The sequence below is a fragment of the Candidatus Thalassolituus haligoni genome, from assembly GCF_041222825.1.
GTDB lineage: Bacteria > Pseudomonadota > Gammaproteobacteria > Pseudomonadales > Oceanobacteraceae > Oceanobacter > Oceanobacter antarcticus.
The window spans coordinates 3993618-4019654 of sequence record NZ_CP139482.1; the positions used below are offsets into that span (position 1 = coordinate 3993618).

General features: G+C 54.8%; 21 protein-coding genes. 5 read left to right on the forward strand and 16 right to left on the reverse strand.

Features of this window, described 5'->3' with window-relative positions; translation table 11 throughout:
* Positions 1 to 8: 8 nt before the first annotated feature.
* The gene (locus SOJ49_RS18045; RefSeq protein WP_369855873.1) at positions 9 to 1238 is read right to left on the reverse strand and encodes a thiolase family protein; all 1230 of its coding nucleotides are present in this window, start codon (positions 1236 to 1238) and stop codon (positions 9 to 11) included.
* A 33-nt stretch (positions 1239 to 1271) separates the two neighbouring features.
* The gene (locus SOJ49_RS18050) at positions 1272 to 2720 is read right to left on the reverse strand and encodes an acyl-CoA dehydrogenase family protein (RefSeq protein ID WP_369855874.1); all 1449 of its coding nucleotides are present in this window, start codon (positions 2718 to 2720) and stop codon (positions 1272 to 1274) included.
* A gap of 147 nt (positions 2721 to 2867) precedes the next feature.
* On the opposite strand from SOJ49_RS18050, the gene SOJ49_RS18055 reads away from it, so the two are divergent.
* Positions 2868 to 5606, forward strand: a complete 2739-nt coding sequence (locus tag SOJ49_RS18055) for a LuxR C-terminal-related transcriptional regulator (protein WP_369855875.1) — start codon at positions 2868 to 2870, stop codon at positions 5604 to 5606.
* 276 nt (positions 5607 to 5882) lie between these two features.
* On the opposite strand, the gene SOJ49_RS18060 is transcribed toward SOJ49_RS18055, so the two are convergent.
* From SOJ49_RS18060 to SOJ49_RS18095, 8 genes are all read right to left on the reverse strand, one after another.
* Positions 5883 to 6779, reverse strand: coding sequence for a LysR substrate-binding domain-containing protein (locus SOJ49_RS18060; RefSeq protein ID WP_369855876.1), 897 nt, complete (start codon positions 6777 to 6779; stop codon positions 5883 to 5885).
* Between the two features lie 116 nt (positions 6780 to 6895).
* Complete coding sequence (locus tag SOJ49_RS18065) at positions 6896 to 8185, reverse strand: amidase (protein ID WP_369855877.1); 1290 nt, start codon at positions 8183 to 8185, stop codon at positions 6896 to 6898.
* Between the two features lie 290 nt (positions 8186 to 8475).
* Positions 8476 to 9576, reverse strand: a complete 1101-nt coding sequence (locus tag SOJ49_RS18070) for a malate dehydrogenase (RefSeq protein ID WP_369855878.1) — start codon at positions 9574 to 9576, stop codon at positions 8476 to 8478.
* A 469-nt stretch (positions 9577 to 10045) separates the two neighbouring features.
* Positions 10046 to 11065, reverse strand: coding sequence for a DUF3445 domain-containing protein (locus SOJ49_RS18075; protein WP_369855879.1), 1020 nt, complete (start codon positions 11063 to 11065; stop codon positions 10046 to 10048).
* A gap of 118 nt (positions 11066 to 11183) precedes the next feature.
* Positions 11184 to 12155 carry a 2Fe-2S iron-sulfur cluster-binding protein gene (locus tag SOJ49_RS18080; protein WP_369855880.1) on the reverse strand — a complete coding sequence of 324 codons (972 nt, stop codon included), beginning with the start codon at positions 12153 to 12155 and terminating at the stop codon, positions 11184 to 11186.
* Positions 12155 to 12703, reverse strand: a complete 549-nt coding sequence (locus tag SOJ49_RS18085; protein ID WP_369855881.1) for a dimethylamine monooxygenase subunit DmmA family protein — start codon at positions 12701 to 12703, stop codon at positions 12155 to 12157. Before SOJ49_RS18085 ends, SOJ49_RS18080 begins: the two co-directional genes overlap by 1 nt.
* A gap of 90 nt (positions 12704 to 12793) precedes the next feature.
* Entirely contained in the window at positions 12794 to 13147 is a 354-nt protein-coding gene (locus SOJ49_RS18090) for a cupin domain-containing protein (protein WP_369855882.1), read from the reverse strand.
* Positions 13148 to 13196: 49 nt separating this feature from the next.
* Positions 13197 to 15554, reverse strand: coding sequence for a DUF1989 domain-containing protein (locus SOJ49_RS18095; RefSeq protein ID WP_369855883.1), 2358 nt, complete (start codon positions 15552 to 15554; stop codon positions 13197 to 13199).
* A 357-nt stretch (positions 15555 to 15911) separates the two neighbouring features.
* On the opposite strand from SOJ49_RS18095, the gene SOJ49_RS18100 reads away from it, so the two are divergent.
* From SOJ49_RS18100 to SOJ49_RS18110, 3 genes are read left to right on the forward strand one after another with little or no spacing between them, the layout of a single operon-like run.
* Complete coding sequence (locus SOJ49_RS18100; protein WP_369855884.1) at positions 15912 to 17156, forward strand: sensor histidine kinase; 1245 nt, start codon at positions 15912 to 15914, stop codon at positions 17154 to 17156.
* Positions 17153 to 17905 carry a response regulator gene (locus SOJ49_RS18105; protein WP_369855885.1) on the forward strand — a complete coding sequence of 251 codons (753 nt, stop codon included), beginning with the start codon at positions 17153 to 17155 and terminating at the stop codon, positions 17903 to 17905. The genes SOJ49_RS18100 and SOJ49_RS18105 overlap by 4 nt, the downstream gene beginning before the upstream one ends.
* Entirely contained in the window at positions 17902 to 18702 is an 801-nt protein-coding gene (locus tag SOJ49_RS18110) for a PAS domain-containing protein (RefSeq protein ID WP_369855886.1), read from the forward strand. Before SOJ49_RS18105 ends, SOJ49_RS18110 begins: the two co-directional genes overlap by 4 nt.
* Before the next feature lie 17 nt (positions 18703 to 18719).
* Here the strand turns inward: SOJ49_RS18110 and SOJ49_RS18115 are convergent, their stop codons facing one another.
* The 3 genes from SOJ49_RS18115 to SOJ49_RS18125 are packed head-to-tail and all read right to left on the reverse strand — an operon-like array spanning position 18720 to position 20443.
* Entirely contained in the window at positions 18720 to 18875 is a 156-nt protein-coding gene (locus tag SOJ49_RS18115) for a hypothetical protein (RefSeq protein WP_369855887.1), read from the reverse strand.
* A 38-nt stretch (positions 18876 to 18913) separates the two neighbouring features.
* The gene (locus tag SOJ49_RS18120; protein WP_369855888.1) at positions 18914 to 19405 is read right to left on the reverse strand and encodes an NYN domain-containing protein; all 492 of its coding nucleotides are present in this window, start codon (positions 19403 to 19405) and stop codon (positions 18914 to 18916) included.
* 33 nt (positions 19406 to 19438) lie between these two features.
* Positions 19439 to 20443 (reverse strand): AraC family transcriptional regulator N-terminal domain-containing protein, encoded by a 1005-nt coding sequence (locus SOJ49_RS18125; RefSeq protein WP_369855889.1) that lies wholly within the window; start codon positions 20441 to 20443, stop codon positions 19439 to 19441.
* A 251-nt stretch (positions 20444 to 20694) separates the two neighbouring features.
* Between SOJ49_RS18125 and SOJ49_RS18130 the strand changes: the two genes are divergently transcribed.
* On the forward strand, positions 20695 to 21771 hold the full coding sequence (locus tag SOJ49_RS18130) for an aldo/keto reductase (RefSeq protein ID WP_369855890.1): 1077 nt from the start codon (positions 20695 to 20697) through the stop codon (positions 21769 to 21771).
* Between the two features lie 227 nt (positions 21772 to 21998).
* On the opposite strand, the gene SOJ49_RS18135 is transcribed toward SOJ49_RS18130, so the two are convergent.
* From SOJ49_RS18135 to SOJ49_RS18145, 3 genes are all read right to left on the reverse strand, one after another.
* Positions 21999 to 23372: an NAD-dependent succinate-semialdehyde dehydrogenase gene (locus SOJ49_RS18135; protein ID WP_369855891.1), complete on the reverse strand. Its 1374-nt coding sequence runs from the start codon at positions 23370 to 23372 to the stop codon at positions 21999 to 22001.
* Positions 23373 to 23468: 96 nt separating this feature from the next.
* Positions 23469 to 24746 carry an ectoine hydrolase gene (gene doeA, locus SOJ49_RS18140; RefSeq protein ID WP_369855892.1) on the reverse strand — a complete coding sequence of 426 codons (1278 nt, stop codon included), beginning with the start codon at positions 24744 to 24746 and terminating at the stop codon, positions 23469 to 23471.
* The gene (locus SOJ49_RS18145; RefSeq protein WP_369855893.1) at positions 24743 to 25981 is read right to left on the reverse strand and encodes an aspartate aminotransferase family protein; all 1239 of its coding nucleotides are present in this window, start codon (positions 25979 to 25981) and stop codon (positions 24743 to 24745) included. Before SOJ49_RS18145 ends, doeA begins: the two co-directional genes overlap by 4 nt.
* Positions 25982 to 26037 lie beyond the last annotated feature (56 nt).

Here is a 26037-nt window from a genome sequence, read left to right on the forward strand (position 1 = left end):
TAATATCCCTATACCGCCAGAATCGTCACGATCAGTGCCGCAACACTGTCTTTTACGAATCCACCACCGTTTTCAGCCAAACCGATGCGAGCACTTTCGACCTGTCGGGCACCAGAGCGGCCCTGTAGCTGCTCGGTCAGTTCTACAATCTGGGCAATACCGGTAGCACCAATCGGGTGGCCTTTACGCAGCAAACCACCAGAAGTACTCACTGGAATACGTCCCCCCAGACGGGTAGCACCAGACTCAACCAGCAGCCCACCCTCACCTTTAGGGCACAAACCCAAATATTCGGTATGAATGATTTCAGAAGGTGCAGAGGCGTCGTGAAGTTCCACCACGCTCAGATCAGACGGACCAACTCCAGCTTCTTCGTAAGCCTGGGCAATTGTGGCTTCAAACACACTTGCTTCACTCTCACCCTCAGCGAAGTCCCAGCCGGTTTTAAATGCGGACGACAGCACACGCACCGGTTTGCTCAAACCCAGCTCACGGGCTTTTCGCTCACTGACAACCACAACTGCGGCAGCACCATCACCAATGGGTGAGCACATAGGCAAGGTCAGTGGATAAGCAATTTCTCGAGCCGCAAGCACTTGTTCAACCGTGACGACATCACGGAATTGGGCGCGCGGGTTCATGCTGCCGTGAAATGAGTTTTTCGCCGATACCGCTGCAATCTGCTCACGTGTTGTACCGTATTTCTGCATATGATCAGCGGTCATCATGGCGTAAATATCCATAAATACAGAGCGCTGACCTCCTTCCGTCACGGTCATACCAGCGGCTTTCATACGAGCATTGACGGTCGCTTCAAGTTCGGCTTGCAGCTCTACATCCGCCGCACCGGCAAAAACCGAAAAGCTTTTCGCCTTGTCTTCGTGAACCAGCTTTTCATAACCACATGCCAGTACCACGTCGTAGGCTCCTGCCGTCACCATGGCAACAGCCTGGTTAAATGCAGTAGATCCAGTGGCACAGGCATTTTCGACATTGACAACCGGAATGCCTCCAATGCCAACTTCGCGTAAAACGATTTCCCCCGGCACACACATTTGGCCAGTAATCACTGCCGCTGCCGCATTACCCATGTACGCTGCTTCCAGCTCTCCCGGCGAAATCCCGGCATCTTTAAGAGCCTGAAGAATCGCCTCTCCTGCCAGCGATTTCAGGTTACGTCCCATATGACGACCAAACGTCGTCATACCTACGCCTGCAACCAATGCATTCGTTTTCATTTGAACTCCAGAATAGTTTTTAATCGACGAGGTTTAGAACAAATCAGGATCGATCATGTTAAAACCTGCTTTCAGAGCAAGAATGTCGTTACAACCATCTTCAATCATGGAGGCGCGAGCATCACGGAGGATCTTTTCGATCTGGTACTCTTTGGTAAGACCATTGCCTCCGAACACCTGCAAAGCCTCGCTGGCCACTTCGAAAGCGGTCTGAGTGGCCGTAACCTTGGCCGCCATGGCAGACTGGAGGGAGGGAATTTCTGATGTGTGATTATGCAAAGCGACACGCTGTGCCAACGCCCGCGAGGCCTCAACCTTGCGATACATATGGAACAGCCGGGCAGCAACAGCCTGATGACGAATAATCGGAACGCCACCCTGCTTGCGTTGATGCGCATACTCAAAAGCCAATTCGTAAGCAGCACGGGCAGCACCCGTCCAGACACACGCCATTTGACTGTTTGCTTCGGCGTGAATGAGATACACCGCCCGCTGATAATCTTCAGGACCAGCGACGAGATAATCGGTAGTCAATTCAACGTTATCGAAATAAACCTCACCCTGAGGCAGTGCACGCTGCCCAATCTTGTCCAGCGGCTTGCCGCGGGTAACACCAGGCGCATCCATCGGCACCAGAATACAGACACCATGCTGGGTATCAGCACCATCGCCAGTATCGGCAGAACAGAACAAAACACACACTTCGGCCGTTGGTGCGTTGGATACCCAAGCCGCTTTCTGACCATTAAGAACAACCTTGTCACCGCGAATGGTCGCCACACAGTTGGGGCGTCCATAATTTCCCTGGGCATGAAATGCCTGGCGACTGATATCCAGAGAATCACTACCGTGATCCGGTTCGGTAATAGCCCAACAACCACGTAAAGTGTCGGGAAAACGTTCAATAAGGAAAGTCCGGTTAAATACCAATGCCATCAAGGGTGGCAACGAACAGGCACCATAGATAATAGAAAGGCCGCCATCTCCCCACCCCATTTCTTCCATAACAATCGGGAACAGACGGCCACGTTCTTCCGGCGACAAATCCATGAAAGTTTTTGGGGTTATTTCCAGTTTCTTGAGCTCTTCCAGATAGGTCCAGTACGGAGAGCCAGGAGCAATCACCTCATCTGGCGTCATTTTATCGAGGGCGATACCAATAGGACGCATCACTTTTTCAGCGAATGAGTGAACCATGTCCTGCATTGTGCTTTCTAGTTCACTCAACTGCCGGTCTGCACCCGTTGGAGCGAGCTTAACATGTGGTTTTTCAGGCCAATTGAATGGCGGATGATCTGGGCGACCGCTATCAACAGAGTCAGTAGATGCTGATTTCATAATCATAGAATTCCAAAAGGCTTTTATTTTATTTTCATCAATAGCCACGGGATCAGATCGTCGAACCCGGCACAGGGCCGAACCGCAATCGATGCAATGACCAGCGTTGTAATCATTTTTAAACGCCTGATCATCATTGAACAATCACGGAAAACCGTGATATTCAATTAAAGAGGCAATCTGCTAGTATTCAAAAACTGCCAAAGAGCAGCTCTCAATAATAAAAATAATCAAAGACTGATCTGCGTCTTGAAAAGACATGGAGAACGGTCGAGAAAAGGCAATAGACGCATGAAAATTTCCGACAAGCAGCCAGTATCCTTTCCAGGTTTATTCAAGTTTGGAGCAGTTCCACGTCTCATCATGGGAAAGCTCGGAGCACCATCGCAAACCCCGGATGCCATCGTCAGATCGCGATTGATCAATCGGATCAAACAATCAGATAGACGCATCACCATCGTTACTGCACCGGCAGGCTTTGGAAAATCCATTCTGCTTGCACAGCTGCATCAATCCGTCGAAAAGGAAGGTATTCCCACTGGCTGGCTCACCCTTGACGAACGAGATAATGATCTCGGACGTTTTTTAGTTTATTTAAACCAAGTGGCCTCAAGGCTTCTTCCTTTTGATATTTTACCATCACCAGACATCGGAAACTCCAGCCCTACACAGTATTTCAGCATCAAAAACCATATATCCTTATTGGTTAATAAACTGACAACCACAAAAAACCCTTTTTATATCTTTATTGATGAGTTTGAACATATCAAGAACCCGGAAGTTATTGAAATAATCCAGGAGCTGATTAATTACCTTCCTATTGATAAAAAAATAATAATAGGTAGCCGAAATACCAAAAGCCTACACTTGTCATCATTGGAAATAAGCGGTCAATTACTCAGTCTGGATGAATCAGACCTGCGCTTTGATCAGCCAGAGGCATTGGCACTATTCAACAGACAGCAAAAGCCTCAACTCACAGAATCCGATATAGAAATCGTGATAGCCAGAACACAGGGCTGGGCCGCAGGTATCAGACTGGTACTGCTTTCCATGAAAGACCAAGATAAACCAACTAACTGGCTGGAGAACCTCTCTGGCAGCAGCGATCACATTGCAAGGTATCTGGCTGAAAATGTTCTGTCCCAACTCTCTGATAACGCTAGAAACTTCCTGATTTCCACCAGCATCCTCGAACAGTTGAACAGTAATCTTTGTAACTTCTTGCTGGATCAGACAGACAGCCAGGAGCTTTTAACCTATTTTGAACAGAACAACCTTTTTATTTCCAGAATCAGCCAACCACTAGAACCAGGAGTTATCTCCTATAAATACCATGCCTTGTTCCGGGACTTCCTGTTCAATGAACTAAAAGCCCGACAACCAGAGAACATTCCCACATTGAACCACAAGGTCGCCAACTGGTATTTCAGCCGCAATCGCTTACGACCCGCAGTTGAGCATGCTCTGCAATCCGATGACATGACACTGGCCGCGACCATGATGAACAAGTGCATTATGGGTCTGATTGGCGTAGCACAAATGGATACCGCAGCCACTTGGGTGAACAGAATCCCGACCGAGCTGGCAGAAAACCAGATCAACATCCAACGCGCCAAAGCCTACGCCATGATCTCATTGCATAAATACCATGAGGCGGAAGCGGCCCTAGCAAGATACCAGATACTAGAGGAAGCAGAAGGGGGGGACGTTTCTCAGGAAGTGTGTGTACAGCTGGCCCTGCTACATGAGTTCAGCGACCGTCATGATCGCACTGCGGAAGACATCAAAAATTTCAAGAAAACACCAGGAGATGACCCTCTGCTCAGCAGCATTGCCTGCAACATCTCCGCTTACCACCATATATCAAACAGCGAGTTTGAGAGTGCAATTATTTCGCTGGAAACAGCGAAACAGATTTACGAAACCTCAGGCCCGGATCTACAAGCCTGGCCCAAGGTGTATTCCTATTGTTTCGAAGGTTTAATCGAATTTCTGCACGGTAATCTGGAGTCTGCCACAGCGATTTTTGAATTCGGTAGTAAAGAAGCCCAGGGTGCTGCCAAAAGTATCGCGGCCAGTTTTATATCCCGCTCTCAGTATGAGGGCGACAATCTGACCCAGTCCTGTGAACTGATCCAGAAACACATTCCCACCCTGAAAGATACAGGCGACCTCGATACGATTATCATGTCCTATCGGACAGCTGCCCGTTGTGCCCATCTACTCGGAGAACATCAACAAGTCGATGCTCTGCTGTCTGAGCTAGGCAATATCGGAGATCGACGGGGTGTCAACCGAGCCAAAGCGTCAGCCTGGCTAGAGAAGTGTCGGTTCAGCTTACTCAAGGGTGATACAGAATCCGCCAAACGTTACCTGGAGCTTGGCTGTAATAAAAGTATTTGGTCGGTACACAACGGATTTCACTTGTTCGCCAATGAAATTGAAGAGTGCGAACTGGCCGAGCTGCGCATGGAAATTATTACCGGCAACCCGGCAGTGGCTATCGACAGATTGCCTGAGCTGATCGAATTGGCATCCCAAAACAACCGGCTATACCGACGCGCACATTTGCAAAATCTTCTGGCTCAGGCTTTCTATCGTTATGGCGACCACGCTCATGCACTACATCATTTCAAAATTACAATCAAATTCTGCGAGCAACATGGTCTGCTACGATTGCTGGCTGATGAACCCTGGTATATCAACAATATGCTGAATGCTTTTGAAACCAGTCTCTGCACGGCTTGGAAGCCTTATATCGACAAGCTTTCCACAGCCATCAGTAAAAATGCCTTGGATGACTCTTACCAAGCAACTCCGTTGATTCTCCCGAATCCTCTAACACCGAGAGAAACCGACTTGATAAAACTCGTCAGTGAAGGCTGCGCCAACAAGGAAATTGCCAGATTGATGACTATCTCGGAAAACACGGTAGAAACCCATCTCAAACGGATTAACCAGAAGCTTGAAACAAGCAATCGAACCCAGGCAGCCACCAAAGCACGCGAACTCGGAGCCATTCAGTAAAAGTAATGCGCTCAATAAAGAGAATGAGCAAGGGCACAGATAAAGAAAAGAAATTCCCACGCGATATATCAATCTACAGTAGCCAGACTTTTGCAGCTTGAACACGTCTTCGCGGTGATAGTCGACCTCACAATGAGACTCTGCAAACAGTGTACCCAGCCCTTTGCTGGCTTGCTGATGCTGGGTAGCATCCATGGCTCCACCGCCACGTACAGTCCTTCAAAATACCAAAGTCGCACCACACTCAAAGTCCCCATATACCAGGCAATCCGGTAATCAACCTCTCTGCCCTAGCGACTCGCCCAGTACATCCACCAATGCCTGGGCGGCCACCGACAGTTCGTGTCCTTTTTTCACCAGAATGCCGACTTCCCGACCGATCGTCGGGTCTTGCAGTGGCACGCACACAGCGCCCATCTCTTCCATTTGCTGACGGCATAGGGACGGTACTGCACTGACCCCCAGTCCGGCGGCCACCATACGTCCGACCGTCGCCAGTTGATGGGCATCGTAGGCGACGTTTAACGCCATATTATGTTCCGCCAGACGATTTTCCAGCATCAGCCGCACAATTGATGGCCGTTGCAGGGCGATAAAGTCTTCCATTAGCAGCCGTGCCCAGGGCAGCTGTGCGGGCATGGTAGCCGAGAGGGTGGAATTCGGCGGCAGTACGGCGACAAATTCGTCGTTGAACAGGGGCATAAAACCCAGATCCGAGGCGCCGTCCGGACTGAGCGAGACGCCCACTTCGATACGGCCGGAACGCACCATACTGACGACCTGTTCGGCCACCACGTCATGCACTTCGACCCGGACATCAGGGAAACGCTGACGATAAACCTTGAGTGCCTGGGGCAACAGGCTGGCGGCAAAAGAGGGCATTGCCGCAATCGCCACCTGGCCCAGCTTGAGGGCAAAACGTTTTTGCAGTTGTTCCTCGGCATTGTCCCAATCGGCCATCAGACGGCGGGCGATGGGGAGTAGCGCCTGCCCTTCCGGGGTTAATGCCACCGATCGGGTGGTACGGCTGAGCAAGCGTCCGCCAAGTGTATCTTCCAAATTTTTGATCGCCAGACTGAGTGCCGGTTGGGACAGGTGCACCTGGGTGCTGGCTTCGGCAAAGCTGAGGGTACGGGCGACAGCCAGAAAGGCACGCAGCTGTTTTGCGGTCATGGGGTATCTCCGACGGAATACCGCCATCATAACCGTCGGAGACGCGCTGTCGCTATCACTCGATAGGCGGACGTCAGCGAGTGGTATCACAACCCGGAAACCCGGTGTACTGCTGGTTATCGAATAATATGCTGTTCAAACCAGGCCGCCAGTCGCAACAACGCATCATCTTCCCTGGCTCGCCCGATCAACTGCAAACCCAGTGGCAATCCATCACGATCGACTTCGCCTGGCAGGGTAATGACCGGCAAGCCCATGGCCTGCCAGGGACGGCTCATATGCGGTGCACCGGTTTTTTCCAGACCTTGTGGTGCAACGCCGGGAGCCGCTGGAGCCAGGATGGCATCAACCTGATCATGTTGCGACCAAAGCCAGTCGCGGGTGGAGTCCGCCGCACTCAGTGAGGTCAGGTAATCTGCACGCGGCATTGTTAAACCATCGTTCATCAACGCCTGTAATGGCTCGCTGAGCAACTCCGGTTGTTGCGATTCGATAACAAGGTTACGGCATACTTCCCACGCCATGATACGGCCATGATGAGTCACCATCTGTTGCAGGCGCGTACCGGCATCGAGCCAGATGACGTCAACACCGGCCTGTTGCAGACGCTCAGCAACCTGTTGCAGTGCCGTATTCATATCGATAGCGGTGTCCCCCACGTTTTCCCCGGCACACAACAGCATACGACGAGGCTTGAGTGCAGGCTGTGGAGCCAGTGCCGACTGCCGTAGCAATACGGCTCGCAGTAACTGGATATCTTCCACCTGGCGGGCAAACAGTCCCAATGAATCCAGCGATTGTGCCAGCGGCTGGCCGCCACGCAACGAGAACTCTCCCCGACTGCCAACATACCCGACCGAGCCACAGTAGGCTGCTGGCCGGATCACTGAGGCAGCGGTCTGGGATCCCAGGGCAACTGGTACCATGGCATCGGCCACGGCGGCGGCGGAACCACTCGATGAGCCACCGGGGGTGCGGGCCAGGTCGTGTGGATTGCGGGTTTTTCCGGGCCGAAAGTAGGCAAATTCCGTCGTCACTGTTTTGCCCAGTACGATGCCACCCGCCGCACGAATCAGGGCAACACAGGTGGCGTCTTCAATGGGTTGCCTGCCCTGATGAATGGGCGAACCCATGGCGGTTGGCATATCGGCGGTATCAATGATGTCTTTGATGCCGACTGGCAGCCCCTTGAGCAGGCTCTGCTGATAAAAGTCCTGTCGCGCTTGATAATTGTGCAGGTAGCCCGTTCGGGACAAACGAACTTGCCAGGCTCCCACGTCGGGTTCGCGGGTTTCGATACGATCGAAGCAGGCATTGATCACGTCGATGGCGCTGCATTCCCCTGCTTCTATGCGGCGTAATGTTGCCGCCAAACCGGCTGAATTCAGGGAATCGGTCTCGTTCATCAATGCTCCACCTCTGGCGTTTAATCAGGTTGGTTGAGCTATGGTACAACGCCAAATAAAAATTATTCAATTGAATATTCAAGTATTTGATCAGATCGATAACTGAAAGATCAGCGGTATGACGGCGGAGTCTCGAATCGGATTAAAGAGTCCGTCAGGAGTGCGGGGCACTGGCCTGCAAGACGTTGTTCAACCACCAATCGTTAACAACCAACCTGTTAACAACCAACCGCTCGTGCACACCAGTGGCATGCACGGTTGGTATCCGGCCCAATCCCTGCGGACAGCCGTTACATTACCCGGTTCATACGCAAGAACTTGAAGCTCTCGCCAGGGCCGGTTTCGTCGGCATAAAGCGTCACACCGGACTTGAGGCAAATGCTCAGGTTGGTATGCGTGGCCTCGGTGTCCTTCGGCAACAGGTGATCAACCCCGGCTCGTTCTTCCAGCAGCTCTGCTTCGGTGGCGACCAGCATGCTTTGCTGGAATTCGTTCAGGTCGATGCCTTGTACTATCTGGTAGCGACCGTAGTCACAACGTACCGGGAAGGAGTAATAGATACCCTTGGCGATGCCATAACTGCCATCGCTGGCGATCCCCATGCTGACGATCTGGCCCGGCTTGGTACCCAGTGCCCAGTCGTGCATATGGTCAACAATGGCCTGGGCCGCAGACGGCGCACTGGAAACGCCACGCTTGTCGAGAATCGCCGCGCCGCGTCGTTGCACGGCGGGCATATAGGTTTCGGTATACCAATCCATCGGAATCACCGGCATGGCCGGGCGACCGTACAGGGTTGACTGATACAGATCCGGGAACTGGGTGGTGCTGTGGTTACCCCAGATAATCACGCCGTCGATGTCTTTCGGGTTCACCCCGGTGTGGTTGGCCAGCAAGCCAACAGCGCGGTTCTGATCCAGACGCGTCAGGGTTGTGAACTGTGACGGGCTCAGTTTGGGGGCGTTACGGGCGGCCACCAGCGCGTTGGTATTGGCCGGGTTGCCGACAATCAGCGCCTTGACATCGCGGTTGGCGAAGTCATTCAGCGCCTTGCCTTGCTTGGCAAAAATGGCAGCATTTTTCTCCAGCAGGTCACTGCGTTCCATCCCCGGACGGCGCGGTGTAGCACCAATCAACAGGGCGTAGTGAACGTTGTTGAAACCTTCTTCGACGTTGTCGTGCAGGGTAATGGTGTGTAACAACGGGAAAGCGCAGTCTTCCAGCTCCATCGCCAGGCCCAGCAAGACTTCCATTGCCTGGGGAATTTCGATCAGTTGCAGGATCACTGGCTGATCCTTGCCGAACATTTCACCGGCGGCAATCTTGAACAATAAATGACTGGCAATACTGCCAGCGGCACCGGTTACGGCAATCCGTATTGGTCTACGCATAAAAAACTCTCCCTTGAGAAAAAATCGGTCGCGCTATCTGGCGCAGCACCAACCAGACTTCGTACGACTTTAGTCCAACGCTATCACGGCTTTATGTCAGTCTGCAGTGGATATTATGGGCCATTGCTATTGCAAATCTGGATGGTTCAGCCTTGCTTACGCAGAACTGACGGGGTATCCGCACCATTCAGACAGGTCGAAAAAACATTCAATCTAGCCTGTATAAAAGCAGATACCTGCTGTTCTTTGGTGGCTGCAGGGCAAGCCAAAGACAGTACCTTGGTAGCAAGGCGCTCAATCGGAGACAAAAAAAAACCCGCCAAAACGGCGGGCAAAACTTGCGGGCTTGAAACACAGGCTGATAATTCGGTTTTTTACGCCGCCAGCAGGCAGCGGGTTTTCAGCACGATTCTTGACTCAGGTCATCTTGTGATCAGGCCATGATGAGCCTTCAAAACATCCCTACCGCTCAATTCGTTGACTCATACTGCGCCAACCACTCCACCAGCATTGGATGAAAGCGCGTGAGACCCTTGTATTCGATCAATGGAGCGGGCAGGTCTTTCATTACACGATGCAGACGTCGTGCCCATTCCGGGTTGGCGCAAAGATCATCAAAACTGGCCAGGTAGGTACGTATACTGAACATCAGCGCATTGGAGCGTGGCATACGATCCATCACCTGAAGTTCGACCCGAAGATGTACCTTTTCACCGATATTGTCGGGGGTTATCGACGCTCTGTCGTTACCCCAACGGGGGTATGTCTCAGGGGAAGTGTCCATACGGGCATTGATGGTTAATGTCCAGTTGAGGCGACGAACCGGACGATTCACCTGAATTGCCGTCAGGTATTTCAGCGCCCGTTCAAAAATGCCCATTTCGTGCGCCATGGGCACCGGGCCGTGCCACTCACTGAAACTCATACCGGCATCAAACGCCAGTGACCAGTCGGCCGGGCAGGTGATGATACCGGCGTCCATAAACAGGTCGCCATCACGCTGATCCAGCAAGGCAATATCACCCTGTACCTGACGGCCAATATATTCCAGCGGCGGCAGGGGTAATGTGCTGCTGTCACCAAAAGTGAAGGTATCTTCAATATTTAACAGCTGGTTGTGCCAGTGCCATTGATCACCGTCTTTACTGAGGCTGAACCAGTCCGGGTAATCCTCGGACAGGGTGGTCATGGCGCGGTCAATCAGATCCCAGCAGGCCAGATCCATATGCGGCATGGCAAGGCAACGCTGCGGGTTTTCGGCCAGCACCAGACCTCGTTCGTGCATTTCCGAAAGGTAATGCTCGTCGATATCAAACAGGTGTTCGTTAATGCTGCCTGGCTTACCCGGCAGGGTATGCGGCTCGATATTCACCGAGTAGCTGTACTGATCCTCCGGGAAGGGGAACGGAAAACGCTGGATGGCGAACTCACTGTTGGCATAGCTGAAGTCGTCCCGGAAGGTTTCGATTTTGGTCGGTGCAATACGCATTACATATCCCTCTTGGTTAGCATTTACCCTACTGGACAAACGCGCCTGTTCTGGTTTGCCAGGGTGCGCCATACGCACCCTGTGGCTCTATCACAGCCCTCGTACTTGGCTGATACACTTAGAGTTCCAGCATCAGGGTTTTGCTTTTCGCCCGTGAGACACACGGCATGATGCAATCGGCTCGCTCAGCGGCACCCAGGTAGTTGTCCCGGTGCTCAACCTCGCCTTCGATCACTTTGGTCTGGCATTGCCCACACACCCCGCCGCGACACATATTGGGAACATCGATTGCGGCGGCTTCGAGCGCTTCGAGCAGGCTTTCTTCGGCACCCACGTCGATGGTCTGGCCACTGTGTTTCAGGGTAACGCGGAACGGCGCACCCGGTTTCGGGGCGGCAAATTCTTCAAAATGAATCAGGCTGGCGGGATAGCCCATTTGGGCGGCGTTTTGCCGTACCCCTTCGATCAGCAGTTCTGGCCCACAGACGTAGACATGGGTGCCTCGGGGTTGCTGCTTCAACAAGGCCGCGAGATCACAGCGTGTCCCTGCATCGGCGTCGTAAGGCACACAGGCGTCACCCAGTGTCTGTTGCAGTTCTTCGGCATAAGCTCCGGTCTGTTTGCCACGAAAGCAGTAATGCAGTTCAAAATCTGCACCCTGGCGCTGCATCTCCGGCAGGTAGGACATAAACGGGGTAATCCCCACGCCACCGGCAATCAGCAGGTGTTTTTTGGCCCGCCAGAGCGGCGCAAACAGGTTGGCTGGCGGAGTAATCTCCAGCACATCGCCGACTTGTACCTGACTGTGCATAAACTCGGAGCCACCACGGGACACCTCTTGCAACCGCACGGCAATTTTGTAGGCGTCGGTGTTGCGCGGATCGCTCAACAACGAGTAGGCATTTTTCCATTTTTTGGCTTTGCCGTTGGCATCGCTACCCGACATCGTCACGACGATGTGGGAACCGGGTGAAAATGGCGGCAAGGCAGCGCCGACAGATTCAAGGGTAAATTCCTTGATGGTCGGTGCCACGGCGGAGACGGCAGCGACCTTGACCTTGAGCGTGTTAACGGAGTGACTGACGGTCATTATTGCACCTCTTCAGGCTGGAAGGTCTGGCTACGATCTTCGGCATTAATGGACACGCCGACATAGGCTCCGTGCAAGCGGGAGAAGTGATCTCGTACCAGTAGCAATTCGCCACAACCGGAGCACCGGTGCGGTGAATGGGTCACGTCCTCGGTCAGCGTGTAACAATGAGTGCAAAACAGCCGCCGCCGATGACTGGCAGGTGCCATTAACTGAATCTGGTCGGGTGCAAAATCCATCCCCAGCAGGGCGTTGCGAATATCCCAAAGAAAGGGTTCGTCACCCGCAACGTACACCGCTGCGGCAACCGGGGCGTCAGCCAGCAACTTGAGGCTGTCGGCCAGATCGTCGCCCACCATTACCCAGAGTACGATATGCCCCGGTCGGGCAATGGCCACACACTCTTCGTGCATCTGTTTCAGGCCGGTCTGGTCTTCGTTCTGGGCAATAAAAATCTGCCACTGCTTGCCACTGAGCAAGGTCAGCGGCCGATATTCCGGGCGACTTTTGATGCGCTCGTCAATTTCAATCGATTCAGTCAGGGTCATCGCTGGCTCCAGGGTTCGTTCACATGCTCCCGTCAACCGGCGTTAACCGGTTGCGGGGTCACTGGCGAAGGCGATCGTGTCAGTCCTTGATCAGCCTTCACCTTCGCGGCGCTGGCCACAGAAGAAACCAATGCCGTAACTGGGCGAATTAAAGGTGATGACACTGCCTTTCTCGAAATAGAACACGTCGCCAACCTTCGCTTCAACGCTGTAGCCAGTTTCATCGGTGATAACCATTTCGCCTTCGACGATGATTTTCATTTCGTGATAGGTGTATTCGTACACCAGTGGGGCATCGGATTTTTCCATGCGGAAGAAGCCGCCGACGATGGTTTTATCTTCATCTTTGGAAACCGTGACGTCACCCAGCCAAGCATTGCTGCCTGGACGATTCATGCTGGGTTGTGGTTCTTTGATGGCTTGCGAAAAATGGGTCATTGGCATGGGTATATCCTCAGGTTATTGGTTGTTCTGTGCTGCAAGTATGGGCAGCTCAGGAGCGCACTCGGGTGCGTTCCGGGTCATAAAACGGTGTGGTCGTGACGGTCGCCGGAAGGCGCTTTTGCACCCCGTCGAGCTGGCCAACTTCCAGTGCCGTGCCTGGGCTTGCGGCGTCTGGGGCCACCCGGCACAGCGCAATCTGTTGTTTCAGCAAGGGCGAGAAGGTCGCGCTGGTGACGACGCCAACCGGGAAGCGACCTCCTCCGGCCAGCGGAAAAAACACCTCATCGCCATGGCTGACGGTTTGAGTGCTGTTGATGATAAGTCCGACCAGTTTCTGGCGGCTTTCCGGGGCTTGGCGGGCCAGTGCGGCGCGACCAATAAAGTCGTCGTCCTTGGTTTTCATCGGTACGGTAAAACCGATCCCGGCTTCGTAGGGGCTGGTTTGCGGACAGAACTCGTAACCGGCAAAGATAAGCCCGGCTTCAATGCGCAACATATCCAGTGCCAGCAATCCCATCGGGGCAATATCAAACGCTTGTCCAGCATCCCAGATGGCATCCCAGATGGCCGGGGCATCGTCCGGGTGAGTCCAGACTTCAAAGCCCAGCTCGCCGGTATAACCGGTACGCGATACCATCACCGGTTGTCCGCTGGGGCCACCCAAACGACCGATGGTGAAGTGGAACCAGGCCAGTTCTGCCACGTCCGGCTGGTGCTCGGGTGTCCAGATCAGCTGGCCAAGCAGCTCACGGCTGTTAGGCCCTTGTACGGCGACGTTGTGTATTTGGCGAGTGGATTCCTGTACCCGCACTTCAAACTGATGCTCACTGGCCAGCTGTTTCAGCCAGGTGCAGACAAAGGAATCACCGGTAATCAGGCGGAAAGACTGCGGCCCCATGCGAAACAGGGTGCCATCGTCGATCATGCCACCGGTAACATGACACAGCGCGGTATAGGTGATTTCGCCGACGGCCAGGCGACGGACATTACGGGTCAGCGCCAGCTGTAACAGTCGTTCGGCATCCGGGCCAACCACTTCAAACTTGCGTAATGGCGTCAGGTCGATCATCGCTACCCGCTCGCGACAGGCAAGGTATTCGGCCGTGGCACCCCAGCCTGAAAATTCATCTGCCAGCCAGAAACCCTTGTACTCACTGAAGTGACTGGTCAGGGCGGAGGTACGGCTATGGAAACCGGTTTGCTGGGTCATGCGTGGAAGCTCCTCGGGAATATCCCGCCAGGCGACGGATCGTGGAAAAGACTGCTCGGCATCGTAAACCCGGACGTGTATCGCGGTCGGGCACCAGCCGTTGGCTGAATCAATATCGTCAGGACAGGCGGAACTGAGACACAACAGATCGCGCTGGGCACGCATCAAGACGTAATCACCCGGACGCGACCAGGGTTCGTCTCCGGTCACTGCCCCACAGTCGCTGATGGCGGTGTTAAAAAAGAAATTGATCGCTGGCCAGCCAGCGCGAGGTGGAATATTCCAGTCGCACAGCTGGTTGTTGAAATTAGCGGTACAGCTGATATGACCAAAGTAGCCAGCGTCTTCATAAAAACGGGGCGTACAGGCCATCAGAAAACTGTCGTGACGGCCGACGGTGTCTTGCACCACTTCCAGCATCGCTGCCATATTCTGATCATAAAAACGCGAATGCAGACCCGGCGTTGGCAGGCTATGGCCCATCATGGTGCGGGTCGCCGCTGCGTCCAGAGTGGCTATCTCTTGGGGGGATATATCACCACGTCTGGACGCTTCTACGGCGTTCAGGTCAAAGGCGATAAAGTCGGAGCACTGCTTGCCCTCGACATCCATCACCTGAATCCATTGTCCGGCCTTGACGGTATAGGCGCGGGCGCTGCTATGGGGGATATGCAAATCCAGTACAGGCGGTGCCAGCGGTTCGGGCAGGTTATCGGCGAAACGCGCACTGCGGTGGCCAATGTCCACCTCCCCCGGCGCTATCTGGCTATCCACGGCCATCGCCTCGGCGGGAGCCACAATCACCAGCGTCTGCTCTTGTCGGGCAATCAGCGTGCACTCCGCCATGATCGCCGCAGCCGGAATCGCCAATGCCTCCGTCAGATGTCCGGCAACCTGCCAGTGCTGTAACTGCTGGCATGACAAACGCGAACGACGGTCACTCTGTTCCAGCAAATTCAGCGTGCCGCTGGCCACACCGGGGATCAGCGACAGGGCATTATTCTCAAGCTCCAGCGCAGGGGCTAGCACGGCATCGCAGCGGATAATCTCGACGCCCTGCAGGGCGTCACTGCCCGTCAGCGTCAAGTGATCACCTGGCCGTAACAGCAACCGCAAAACCTCCTGGCCACATAGCCGGTAACGCCGACAATGGACTGGAATCCGGGATTCAGACTGTGGTTGCAAAGCAAACGCCATAACAACTCCTGCTGGCTCGCGCTGTTCTGTGCGTCACCCCAGTGCAATTCTCCGAGACGGGAGTCACTCTGGTGCATATTCGCCGACCGACAAACGCAAAGCCTGGTTAACAAATGGTGGAAACAGATGACTTGTGGCTGTTTCCCTTCGGTTAAAAATATTTACTCAAGGGATTGTTCTCCTCAATACTCAGGAAGGGATACTCACTTGAGAATATTCCTCTCAAAGGCAAGGGAATTGGCCAAAAAAACAACAAAAAAGAGGAACTGGCACAGCATCTGCTACCTGTCATGCCCAAAGGTCTTAACTGGTCGGCGACCACCCTCGCTTCCAGGGCCATAAACGGAGGGAAATTCGATGACAGTAATGCAATCGAATGGCATAACCCGGCCAGTCGCTGGCCGACTGCAGCGCCTGCTGGAATGGCTAATATCGACGCCACCAAACCGATACAGCCGATCCCGGGCGGTCGCAGATAATGCTCAGGTCGTCATGCAGCGATTATTGCCGGATCTGGCCTGTGATATCGCCAGCTGCCAACACCCGGCAACCGATCTGGTACCGCTGTTGGCTCCAGTACAGTCCTGGCTACAACAACAGTTCAAATCGACCCGTGCCAGCGCGCATGACGGCGTCCTGAAAACCTTATGGCTGCCCGACATCAAAGGCGCAGGCTATCGCTGTATCGCTCTATCCAGCCTCACGGAAACGGGTACGGGTACGGGTAACGATCCGGCCCATCAACCACTGCCCGCTGGCAGCTGGATGCAACCACTGGCACTGAGTCAGGGTTGTGGCTGGTTACTGGTAAACGGACAACCACTCAAGGCCCACGATCAAGAACAGCTCGAACAGTGCCTGACACTATTCACTGCCGTACTGCGACGTGGCCTCAACGGCTGGTATCAACAGCAGCAACGACTGCAACAAGCATTGCAGGAAGAGCGCCAATGGCACGCCGCCGAGTTACACGATTCGGTGGCCCAGGTACTCGGGTATCTGCGTATGAGCAGTGCCCGGCTGGCCAAGCGCTGTGATAACAACGCAGAATTGGCGCCGCTGTTACCAGATGTCCTTGATCTCTCCGAACAGTGCCTGTTTGCCTACCGTCAAACCCGCGAACTGATTGCCACCTCACGCCTGTCGACTCTGGCCAGTGAACTGGGCAGCGGACTCAATCAGCTGGTTGAGGAATTTGAAGAACGCTCGGCACTGGTGTTTGAGCTGGACAATCGCTGCGAAAACCTGCCAATCGACGATCATCAGGCTACCCAGTTGCTCTACATTGTGCGGGAATCGGTGTGTAATCTGGTGCGTCATGCCCATGCCAGCCACGCCCGTATTCGTCTCTGCCGCGAGGCCGACGATCAGCTGGTCTGCGACATTGAAGATAACGGCCGAGGTATACAGGCAACCGCCAACAGCGGCAGCTTCGGGCTGCAAATCATGCAAGAACGGGCACAACGTATTGGCGCCAGACTGACCATTGGCCCACGCCAGCCCAGCGGCACCCGCGTCCGACTGCAGTTGCCGTTAGTCTCTTCACCCGCAACCGTCCGGCACGACAGCCCGGCAGCCACTCATCCGGGGGGAAAACCATGACCTTGTCATCCAACATAACGCCCAACAGCACACACGGCCATCCATCCATACCAGCAACACCGGCCCGCGTCGTGGTGGTCGATGATCACCCGCTGTTTCGCCGGGGAGTGGTGCAGCTGCTGAACGATAGCGAACACTTCAGCGTCGCCGCCGACCTCGAACATGGTGGTGATTTGTTAGCGACACTGGAGCAGCATCAGCCGCATCTGGTGTTACTCGACCTGAATATGCCGGAAATCAGCGGCCTTGATCTGCTGCGCCAGATTCGTCAGCAGGAACTGGACATCAAAGTGGTGGTGATTACCGCTTCCGAGCACGACAGCGACCTGTTTGAAGCTCTCAGCAGCGGCGCTAATGGCTACCTGATGAAAGACACCGCGCCCGACGACATGCTGGCCCAGCTGGATGGTGTATTGTCTGGTGAGGTGGCCCTCAACAATCACAGCGTGACCCTGTTGGCCCAGGCGTTCCGGCAACCCGGCCTGAGTGATCATAGCGCCAGCCACCCGCTAGCCGAATCGGAGCCCAGCTTGCCCGGCGGCATCGACCTGACCGCTCGCGAACGCCAGACCCTGACTCTGATTGCCCAAGGCTTGAACAACAAACTGATTGCCCGCGAACTGGGCATCAGTGATGGTACGGTCAAGGTCTACGTCAAAAGCCTGCTGCGCAAACTGAATTTGCATTCACGGCTGGAACTGGCCGCCTGGGTACACCAGCACCCCGATGCCGTGAGCCTGAGTCTTTGAGTTGGTTACGCCGCAAGCCCCGGCAGCCTTCAACCCAGCTAGCAGCGGCTGACCTGCAACACCTGCTCGACAGCCTGAGTGATGCGGTCTTACAGCTTGATCGCCAGGGACGACTGACCTATGCCAACCAGGCCTGGCATCGTCTGACCGGCCATACTCTCGACGCCAGTATCGGCCGACCATTGGCAGACTTTCTGCACCCGCAGGATCGCTCCGGCTGGCTTCAGCAACTCAATGGCAACGTCACCGACGGCCAATCCCCTGAGCCACTCCAACTGCGATTGGCCAGTCATGAGCATCCCCTGGTCTGGTGTGAGCTGCGCCTGCAAACGCTGGATAAGCAATATCTCTCCGCCACCCTCTGCGATATCACCCGTCAGGTTCAGACCGACCAGCAAAACAAGGCCACCCAACGTGGTCTGAATGCCCTGATGTCGCGGCTACCGGCCATGATTTATCGCTCCCGCAACGACCGCGACTGGACGATGGAATACGTCAGCGAAGGCTGCCTGGCACTGACCGGCTATAGCGCCGACGACCTGGTCAGAATGACCCACAAAAGTTACGGCAAACTGATACACCCGGCCGACGCCGACTATGTATGGCAACAAGTACAGGAGGCACTGGCGCAGCATCGCAGCTTCGAACTCAACTATCGGCTGTTTCATACCAATGGCCAGATGCACCATGTCACAGAGAAAGGCTGCGGCGTTTACAGTAGCAACGGCAATGTGCTGGCGGTGGAAGGCGTTATTTTTGCGCGGGTAGACTGGAGAGCACAGGTGAAATCGGCCTGATCGGCCTGATGAATGCGCTACCAGCCTTCCCATCCCGTGAAATCATCTGAGCATGAGCCTGTATGGTTTGCCCGTTTGCGAGCGAACAGGCTACTGGCGTGTTGTTCGGACTCAATCAGCACCCGGCTGACATCCGGATTGACCCACAGGCTGCCGGTATAGCTGGCCAGCATGGAAACTCGCCGCTCCGTACCGTTTAAAACCGAACCGGTTAACCCAACAACAAGTCCCCATCAATCGGGAAATACTCGCTGGCAGCGTTAATCAACGCAGCCGCCGTCAGTTTGGCTACGCCATACACTTCCACCCGCTTACCCTCACCGACCCTCAGTTTATTGGCCAGTAAATCAAAATCGCCATCACCAGAGACCAGCACCACCACGTCTGCCTGCTGACCAAATTCCAGCGCATCAATGGTAATACCCACATCCCAGTCGCCCTTGGCGGAGCCATCGGCACGCTGAATAAAAGGTTTTAACCGCACATCGAAACCAATCGCCCGCAGGATATTCTGGAATTCCCGCTGTTTCTGATCACCACGGTCGGTGGCATAGGCAACGGCTTTGACAAGGTCACGCCCTTCTGTGGCTTGTGCCCAGAAGCGGTTGTAGTCGAAGTTGCGTTTAAAGGCACTGCGAGTGGTGTAATAGACATTTTGTACGTCGACAAAAATGGCGACCTTTTCAGGGGTAGCAGCAGTCATAACGGGATTCCGAAGCAAGAAACTCCGATCAAATCACACCCGGCTCTCAATCGCTATTTCCGAGCGCATTACTGCCTTGTCTTTCCCCGGTGGGGCGCCGAATAATTTGCGGTAGTCACGGCTGAATTGCGATGGGCTTTCGTAACCGACCTGATAGCCAACGCTGGCCACTTCGTGCTCGGTAAGCAGTAATCGCCGGGCTTCTTGCAAGCGTATCTGTTTTTGGAACTGTACCGGCGTGAGCTGGGTAATCGCCTTGAAATGGCGGTGAAACGAGGCGGCACTCATGCTGGCCATCGCGGCCAGATCGGCCACTTTGAAGGCTTGCTGAAAATGGGTACGTATCCAGGCCGTGACCCGACCAATACGGGCAGTATCGCTGTCTTCCAGGCCTGTTTGCAGCAGCGCAGCGCCCATCGGTGAACGTAATAATCGCCAACAAATTTCCCGTCGGATCAGCGGTTCAAGAATATCGAGGTGTTGCGGTTGATCCAGCAAGTACAGCAGGCGCATCAGCGGATCGTACAGGTCGGCGGGGATCTCACCCGTCGATAACGCCGGTTGTCTGGTGGTACCAGACATAGCGCTGGCAAGCGCAGTGACCGGCGTTACAGCAGTCTGAATGTCCGGGTGTTGCAGCAGCAATTCCGACACCATCGCCGGGTCGATGGCCAAACTGAACGCCACGTAGGGCTGCTGGCTGCTGGCGTCGACAATACGGGAGTTCACCGGCACATTCACCGACGCAAACAGGCATTGGCCACGCTGATAGTGAAACCGGGAGTCGCTCAGTTCACTGATCTTGCTGCCTTGCAGCACCACACAAAATGAGGTCGGGTAAATCGCCCGAATAGTGCCGCTGGGCTCGGTGGCGAGGGTCAGCCGCAAGCCATCAATGGCATTGTTATGGCCATGGGTATGCCACTGCCGTTCTGCCAACACTCGCAGTTGGTCGAGCGCCGTATCCTGTCGGTCATCAACAGCAGCACCTGTCGGTTCTGGCCGTTTGAATGGTATCACCCCGGATTGTGTACTCATATTGATGCTCTCCCGTTCGTTCTGCTACAGCGGCCACCAGTCTCTAACCGTCTCTCACCAGCACCGACTATCACCTGGAACCACCTTACTCTGACGTCCGTCAAAAAGAAGGCCCCGGCAAACAGTTTGACAGGATCAGGCAAGAGTCTGCGAGTTTCTGCCAGCGGTTCTGACAGCTTCTGGCGATAGCATAACCCCATGCCTTTGCCACAGTCGCACAGGCAATCACAAACCAACCAAGGTGACTTGTTATGCCAACCACACCCAATATTACTCCCCCGGCCACCAATTCAGGCGGGATGCGTATGCGTCAGCTGGGCAATTCCGGCTTGTTTGTGTCTGAACTGTGCCTTGGCACCATGACTTTTGGTGGCAGTGATGGCATCTGGGGCATGATCGGCCAGCTACAACAGCAACAAGTCGATGAACTGGTGACGACCGCACTGGCGGCAGGCATCAATTTTATCGATACCGCCAACGTCTACGGTGGTGGCGCCAGCGAACGCTTGCTGGGCCAGTCATTAAAGAACCTGGGCGTTAACCGCAGCGAGGTCGTGATTGCGACCAAGGTGCTCGGCCCCATGGGTGCCAGCCCCAATACTCGGGGGGCATCACGTGGCCACATTATGAGCCAGTGCAAGGCCAGCTTGCAGCGCCTGCAACTCGACTACATTGATCTTTACCAGATTCACGGTTTCGACAAGGCAACGCCAATCGCAGAAACCCTCGAAGCCCTCAACACTCTGGTACAACACGGGTTGGTGAACTACATCGGGCTATCGAACTGGGCTGCCTGGCAAGTGATCAAAGCGGTCGGCATCGCCGAAGCCCGTCGACTGTGCCCGATTATCTCGCTGCAGGCCTATTACACCCTTGTCGGCCGCGATCTCGAACGGGAAGTCATCCCCATGCTCGAAGCGGAAAACATCGGCTTGATGGTCTGGAGTCCTCTGGCCGGTGGCTACCTGTCGGGTAAATACGAAGGCCCGGAAGCATCGGAAGAAAACCGTCGCGCCAAGTTCGACTTCCCACCGGTCAACCGCGAGCGCGGCAGTCAGGTCATTGACGTGATGCGAGGCATTGCCGCCAAAAAACAAACCAGCGTAGCGCGGATTGCACTGGCCTGGCTGCTTCACCAGCAAGCCGTCACCAGCGTGATTATCGGTGCCAAACGCATCGATCAACTGCAGGACAATATCGCGGCAACCCAGGTGCAACTGACGCTTGAGGAGCGAGCAATGTTGGATGAAGTCAGCCGCTTGCCAGACGAATATCCGGGCTGGATGCTGGAACGTCAGCTGGAATATCGGGCGCATATGCAAGGCTGAGCCAAACGCAGCAAGGGCGGGTTAATCACCCGTCCGTCTTCGTCTTAGCCGAGTTTATTAGCCGTGACTCCAGAGTGGACGTTCGGGTGGTCTTGGGAGGGCTTTAAGGCAATGGCAGTAGCGTCACCGGGTTAGATTATTGTTTGCCAATCATCGCATCAATGATACTTAATTGATTATCTCGCTGGGGTAAAACACCCATGCAGACAGCAGCATGGGTGCCTCGTTTAGCCTATCCACACCTGTTTGGCGTTGGTGAACTCCCGAATTCCTTGCGGCCCCAGTTCGCGACCGTAGCCGGATTTTTTGATACCACCGGATGGCAGCCGTGGATCGGTTTTGACGATGCCGTTCACCGCCACTTGTCCGGCTTGCAGGCGCAGGATGGCCTGACGTTTCTGCCGTGGGGTATTGGTCCAGATGCTGGCACCAAGGCCGTATTCTGTGGCGTTGGCGACCGTGATAGCGTGCTCAAAATCGTCGACTTTCATCACCGCCATCACAGGCCCGAAGGTTTCTTCTTCAAAGGCGGCCATGCCCGGTTCGACGTCTACCAGCAAGGTCGGCGGGTAATAAAATCCCGGACGATGTAGTGGTTCACCACCCAACAGGCAGCGAGCACCGGCGTTAATGGTGTCGGCGACCTGGCGATGCAGGTTGTTCATTAAATCCTGACGGGCGATCGGGCCTATCTGGGTGTCGTCCAGCAACGGGTCGCCAATCACCAATTGTTCCATCCGGCTGGCCAGCTTGTCGACAAAGTCGTCGTACACTGGTGCTTCGACCAGTATCCGTTTGGCGGCAATACAGGATTGACCGGCATTGATCATGCGCGACAACACGACGATGTCTGCAGCCTTGTCGAGGTCGGCATCGGCCATCACGATGCAGGGGTCTGAGCCACCCAGCTCCAGTACAGCATGTTTGATTTCGGCAGCAGCAATGCTGGCAACTTTGGCACCAGCGGCACTGGAGCCGGTAAATGACACCGCCTGAATTGCCGGATGCCGAATAGCCGCTTCGATCTGTTCCGTCGCCACGGTCAGATTGACCATAATGTGGGCTGGTACTTTGTTGACCGCACATACGTCATCAAAGACCGTCTCAATCAGCTGTGCACAGCCCTGCACATTCGGATCGTGTTTCATCACGCAGGTGTTACCGGCCATCAGCGCCGGAGCGAGAAACCGGAATGCCAGCCACAGCGGCGCATTCCAGGGCAAAATACCCAACACCGCACCTAATGGTTGATAGGTGACATAGCTTTGCACAGCGTCCGATTCAATCGATTCACTGTCGAGATACACCGCTGCCTGTTCAGCGTAATGTTCGGTGCACCAGGCGGCTTTTTCCACTTCTGCCAATCCTTCCCGGATTGGCTTGCCCATTTCCAGTGCCATCATCTCGGCCAGCGCCTGCTTGCGTTCACGCAGCTTGGCCGCAACCCCCAGCATTACTTTGCAACGCAAGCTCAATCGGGCACTGCCCCAGTCTTGATAGGCGTTGGTGGCCTGTGTTATGCGCTGATTTATGTCATCCACAGACAGTGTGGGGTAAGTTTCCAGCACCATCCCGGTGGTCGGGTTTGTTACCGTCAGCATACTATCTCCTGCGGCTGCCGCTGCGGATATCCAACAGGGCAGCTCGGTTAATTCAAGGGTCTGGTCAGCCATCGAGTCTATCGATGGCTTATCGCATCAGGCATCGGCGGTTTTCTTTTTGGCTGCGGGCTTGTCTGCCAGTGCCAGCTCGGCGGGGGCAGATTCTGGCTTGCGGGCAACGGCACCCAGATCCACCAGATTGCTGCTCGGCTCCGGCTTCACCACAAAATCCCGCTCCATACTGAAGAAGGACTTGCAGCCCTGGTCAGTGATGTAAATGGTATCGGAGATGCCGCAGGTCTTGTCGCCGTCGACGCCCCACATCCAGGGAATAATATGGAAGGTCATGCCCTCTTCCAGAATCGCCGAATCGCCCTGATTGAGGCTGACAATGTAGCCTTCATCCCAGCTCGGTGGAAAGGCGATGCCGATCGAGTACCCGGAGCGGGTCGCCAGCCGGGCACCCACATCGTTGTCGGAAATGATATTACGGATCATGTTATCCACATCCGAGACGGTCATGCCCGGCTGCACAAACTCGTGCACGGCATCTAACGCCTGCTTCATCTTTTCCTGCGCTTTGTACATGGAATCACTCAGCTCGCCAAGTACCACGGTGCGCATCATGGCGGTGTGGTAACGCCGATAACAACCGCCGACTTCCAGGAAGATATGTTCGTTCGGCTGCACCACCCGTCCTTCCCAGGTCGCATGACCAATCATTGAGCGAGGGCCGGAGGTGACATAGGGCATCACCGCCGGGGTTTCGCCACCAGCGCGGAACATGCCGGAGCTGATGGCGGCACCAATTTCGTTCTCACTGGCACCCGCCATGCAAGCCTCAATACCTGCGGCCATACCCGCTTCGGTGGCAGTAGCGGCCCGTTGCATAATCCCGATTTCGTGTACGGATTTACAAATCCTCCCCTGCTCAACAATGCCAAAGCAGTCCAGCAGCTTGGCATTACGCATCCGGGTGTGGATAAAGTCCTGGTGGTAGGCCGGGAAAAAGTAGGAGTTACGTTCGTAACCAATACGTTTGTTGGCCAAGCCAAATTCAGTCAGCGCATCCACCAGCATCTGGATGGCATCGCCGGTATCCGGGTAAGGACGGGTCACTTCCACCCAGGTGCGATGAATCACATTGGATTCTTCCATCGCCCGCGTGATCATGAATGGTTCGGCTTCCAGCGGTACTACCAGCGCCTGAAAGAAACTGTAGCCGGTGGTCTGGTAATCGGTCAGGTACATGATGTTTTCCGGGTCGGAAATCACCACGGCGTCGAGCCGGCGGTAGGCAATACGCTCTCGCAGGGCGTCCATCCGGCGTACGTATTCTTCGTGCGGGAAAGTCATATCATCACGCTGTCTCATCGGGCTGCCTCCAGTGCGTTGTCGGTGGCACGAACCAGAATGGCCAGTCCGGCCCTGAGGTCACTTTCAGGAATGGTTAACGGTGGAATCAGCTTCAGCACCCGACCACCGGTGCCGCAACTGGCGATCAGCAGACCGTTGTCAAAGCACTCGGCCACGATAGCTTTGGCGTGTTCGGTATCCGCCACATCGAGGCCAATGATCATGCCCTTGCCACGAATGGCAACCTGTGAATATTTGCGCGCCAACGGTGCCAGAGCGGTGTTCATCACCTCGGTGTAGTTCGCCACCTGATCCATCAGTTCACTGTCGCGGAAGTAGTTCAGCGCCTCGACACCCGCCACAAAGGACAGGTTCTGGCCCCGGAAGGTGCCGGTATGCTCACCCGGTGACCAATGTTTGTCGTGCTCCGGTTTGACCAGGTTCATCGCCATCGGTGTGCCCATACCACCAATGCCCTTGGCCAGACAGATAATGTCTGGGTCGATGCCAACATCATCAAAGCTGAAAAACGACCCGGTGCGGCCACAGCCCACCTGGATTTCATCAACAATCAATAAGGCACCATGGTCATGGGCGAGGGCTTGCAGTGCCTGCAACCATTCTTTGCTGGCGACATTGACGCCGCCTTCGGCCTGAATGGTTTCGACAATAAAGGCAGCCGGTGGCTCAACGCCGCTGGACGCATCGGCGTATTGTTCACGCAGTTTGTCCAGATGCGTGATTTCTGCAAACGGCTGATGCGTGACGTTATCGAGCGCAACGCCTGCCGCACCCCGGAAGTAACTGTTGGCGGTACAAGCCAGCGCACCCAGTGTCATGCCATGGAAGCCTTTCGAGAAGGCCACGACCTGCCGCCGTCCGGTAACCCGCCGCGCCAGTTTCAAAGCGGCTTCAACAGCATTGGTGCCGGTTGGCCCCATAAACTGCATCCGGTGCTCCATGGCGCGTGGTTCCAGAATCACGCTTTCAAACACTTCCATATAGCGACGCTTGGCGGTGGTGTGCATATCCAGACTGTGCAGCACACCGTCTTGCTGGATGTAGTCGATCACCGCCGCTTTCATGCGTTCGTTATTGTGGCCAAAATTCAGTACCCCGGCCCCGGCAAAAAAATCGATATATTCATTGCCCTGCTCATCAATCTGACGGGCGTTGGAGGCTTTATCGAACACCACGGGATAAACACGACAGTAGGCACGAATATCGGACTCACGTTGCGTAAAAATGCTCATCAATTACTCCTTCATCAAACAAAACTGGCGGAACCGGTTGGGTAACATCGGTCTGC

Bases quoted from the DNA above. Each gene is read 5' to 3' on its own strand.
- SOJ49_RS18060 (WP_369855876.1), bottom strand. From the start codon at position 6,779: ATGACCGCAAAACAGCTGCGTGCCTTTCTGGCTGTCGCCCGTACCCTC.
- SOJ49_RS18115 (WP_369855887.1), bottom strand. From the start codon at position 18,875: ATGCTGGCCAGCTATACCGGCAGCCTGTGGGTCAATCCGGATGTCAGC.
- SOJ49_RS18055 (WP_369855875.1), top strand. From the start codon at position 2,868: ATGAAAATTTCCGACAAGCAGCCAGTATCCTTTCCAGGTTTATTCAAG.
- SOJ49_RS18145 (WP_369855893.1), bottom strand. From the start codon at position 25,981: ATGAGCATTTTTACGCAACGTGAGTCCGATATTCGTGCCTACTGTCGT.
- SOJ49_RS18045 (WP_369855873.1), bottom strand. From the start codon at position 1,238: ATGAAAACGAATGCATTGGTTGCAGGCGTAGGTATGACGACGTTTGGT.
- SOJ49_RS18085 (WP_369855881.1), bottom strand. From the start codon at position 12,703: ATGACCCTGACTGAATCGATTGAAATTGACGAGCGCATCAAAAGTCGC.
- SOJ49_RS18100 (WP_369855884.1), top strand. From the start codon at position 15,912: ATGACAGTAATGCAATCGAATGGCATAACCCGGCCAGTCGCTGGCCGA.
- SOJ49_RS18065 (WP_369855877.1), bottom strand. From the start codon at position 8,185: ATGAACGAGACCGATTCCCTGAATTCAGCCGGTTTGGCGGCAACATTA.
- SOJ49_RS18080 (WP_369855880.1), bottom strand. From the start codon at position 12,155: ATGACCGTCAGTCACTCCGTTAACACGCTCAAGGTCAAGGTCGCTGCC.
- SOJ49_RS18075 (WP_369855879.1), bottom strand. From the start codon at position 11,065: ATGCGTATTGCACCGACCAAAATCGAAACCTTCCGGGACGACTTCAGC.
- SOJ49_RS18125 (WP_369855889.1), bottom strand. From the start codon at position 20,443: ATGAGTACACAATCCGGGGTGATACCATTCAAACGGCCAGAACCGACA.
- SOJ49_RS18120 (WP_369855888.1), bottom strand. From the start codon at position 19,405: ATGACTGCTGCTACCCCTGAAAAGGTCGCCATTTTTGTCGACGTACAA.
- SOJ49_RS18130 (WP_369855890.1), top strand. From the start codon at position 20,695: ATGCCAACCACACCCAATATTACTCCCCCGGCCACCAATTCAGGCGGG.
- SOJ49_RS18090 (WP_369855882.1), bottom strand. From the start codon at position 13,147: ATGCCAATGACCCATTTTTCGCAAGCCATCAAAGAACCACAACCCAGC.
- SOJ49_RS18095 (WP_369855883.1), bottom strand. From the start codon at position 15,554: ATGGCGTTTGCTTTGCAACCACAGTCTGAATCCCGGATTCCAGTCCAT.
- SOJ49_RS18105 (WP_369855885.1), top strand. From the start codon at position 17,153: ATGACCTTGTCATCCAACATAACGCCCAACAGCACACACGGCCATCCA.
- SOJ49_RS18135 (WP_369855891.1), bottom strand. From the start codon at position 23,372: ATGCTGACGGTAACAAACCCGACCACCGGGATGGTGCTGGAAACTTAC.
- doeA (WP_369855892.1), bottom strand. From the start codon at position 24,746: ATGAGACAGCGTGATGATATGACTTTCCCGCACGAAGAATACGTACGC.
- SOJ49_RS18070 (WP_369855878.1), bottom strand. From the start codon at position 9,576: ATGCGTAGACCAATACGGATTGCCGTAACCGGTGCCGCTGGCAGTATT.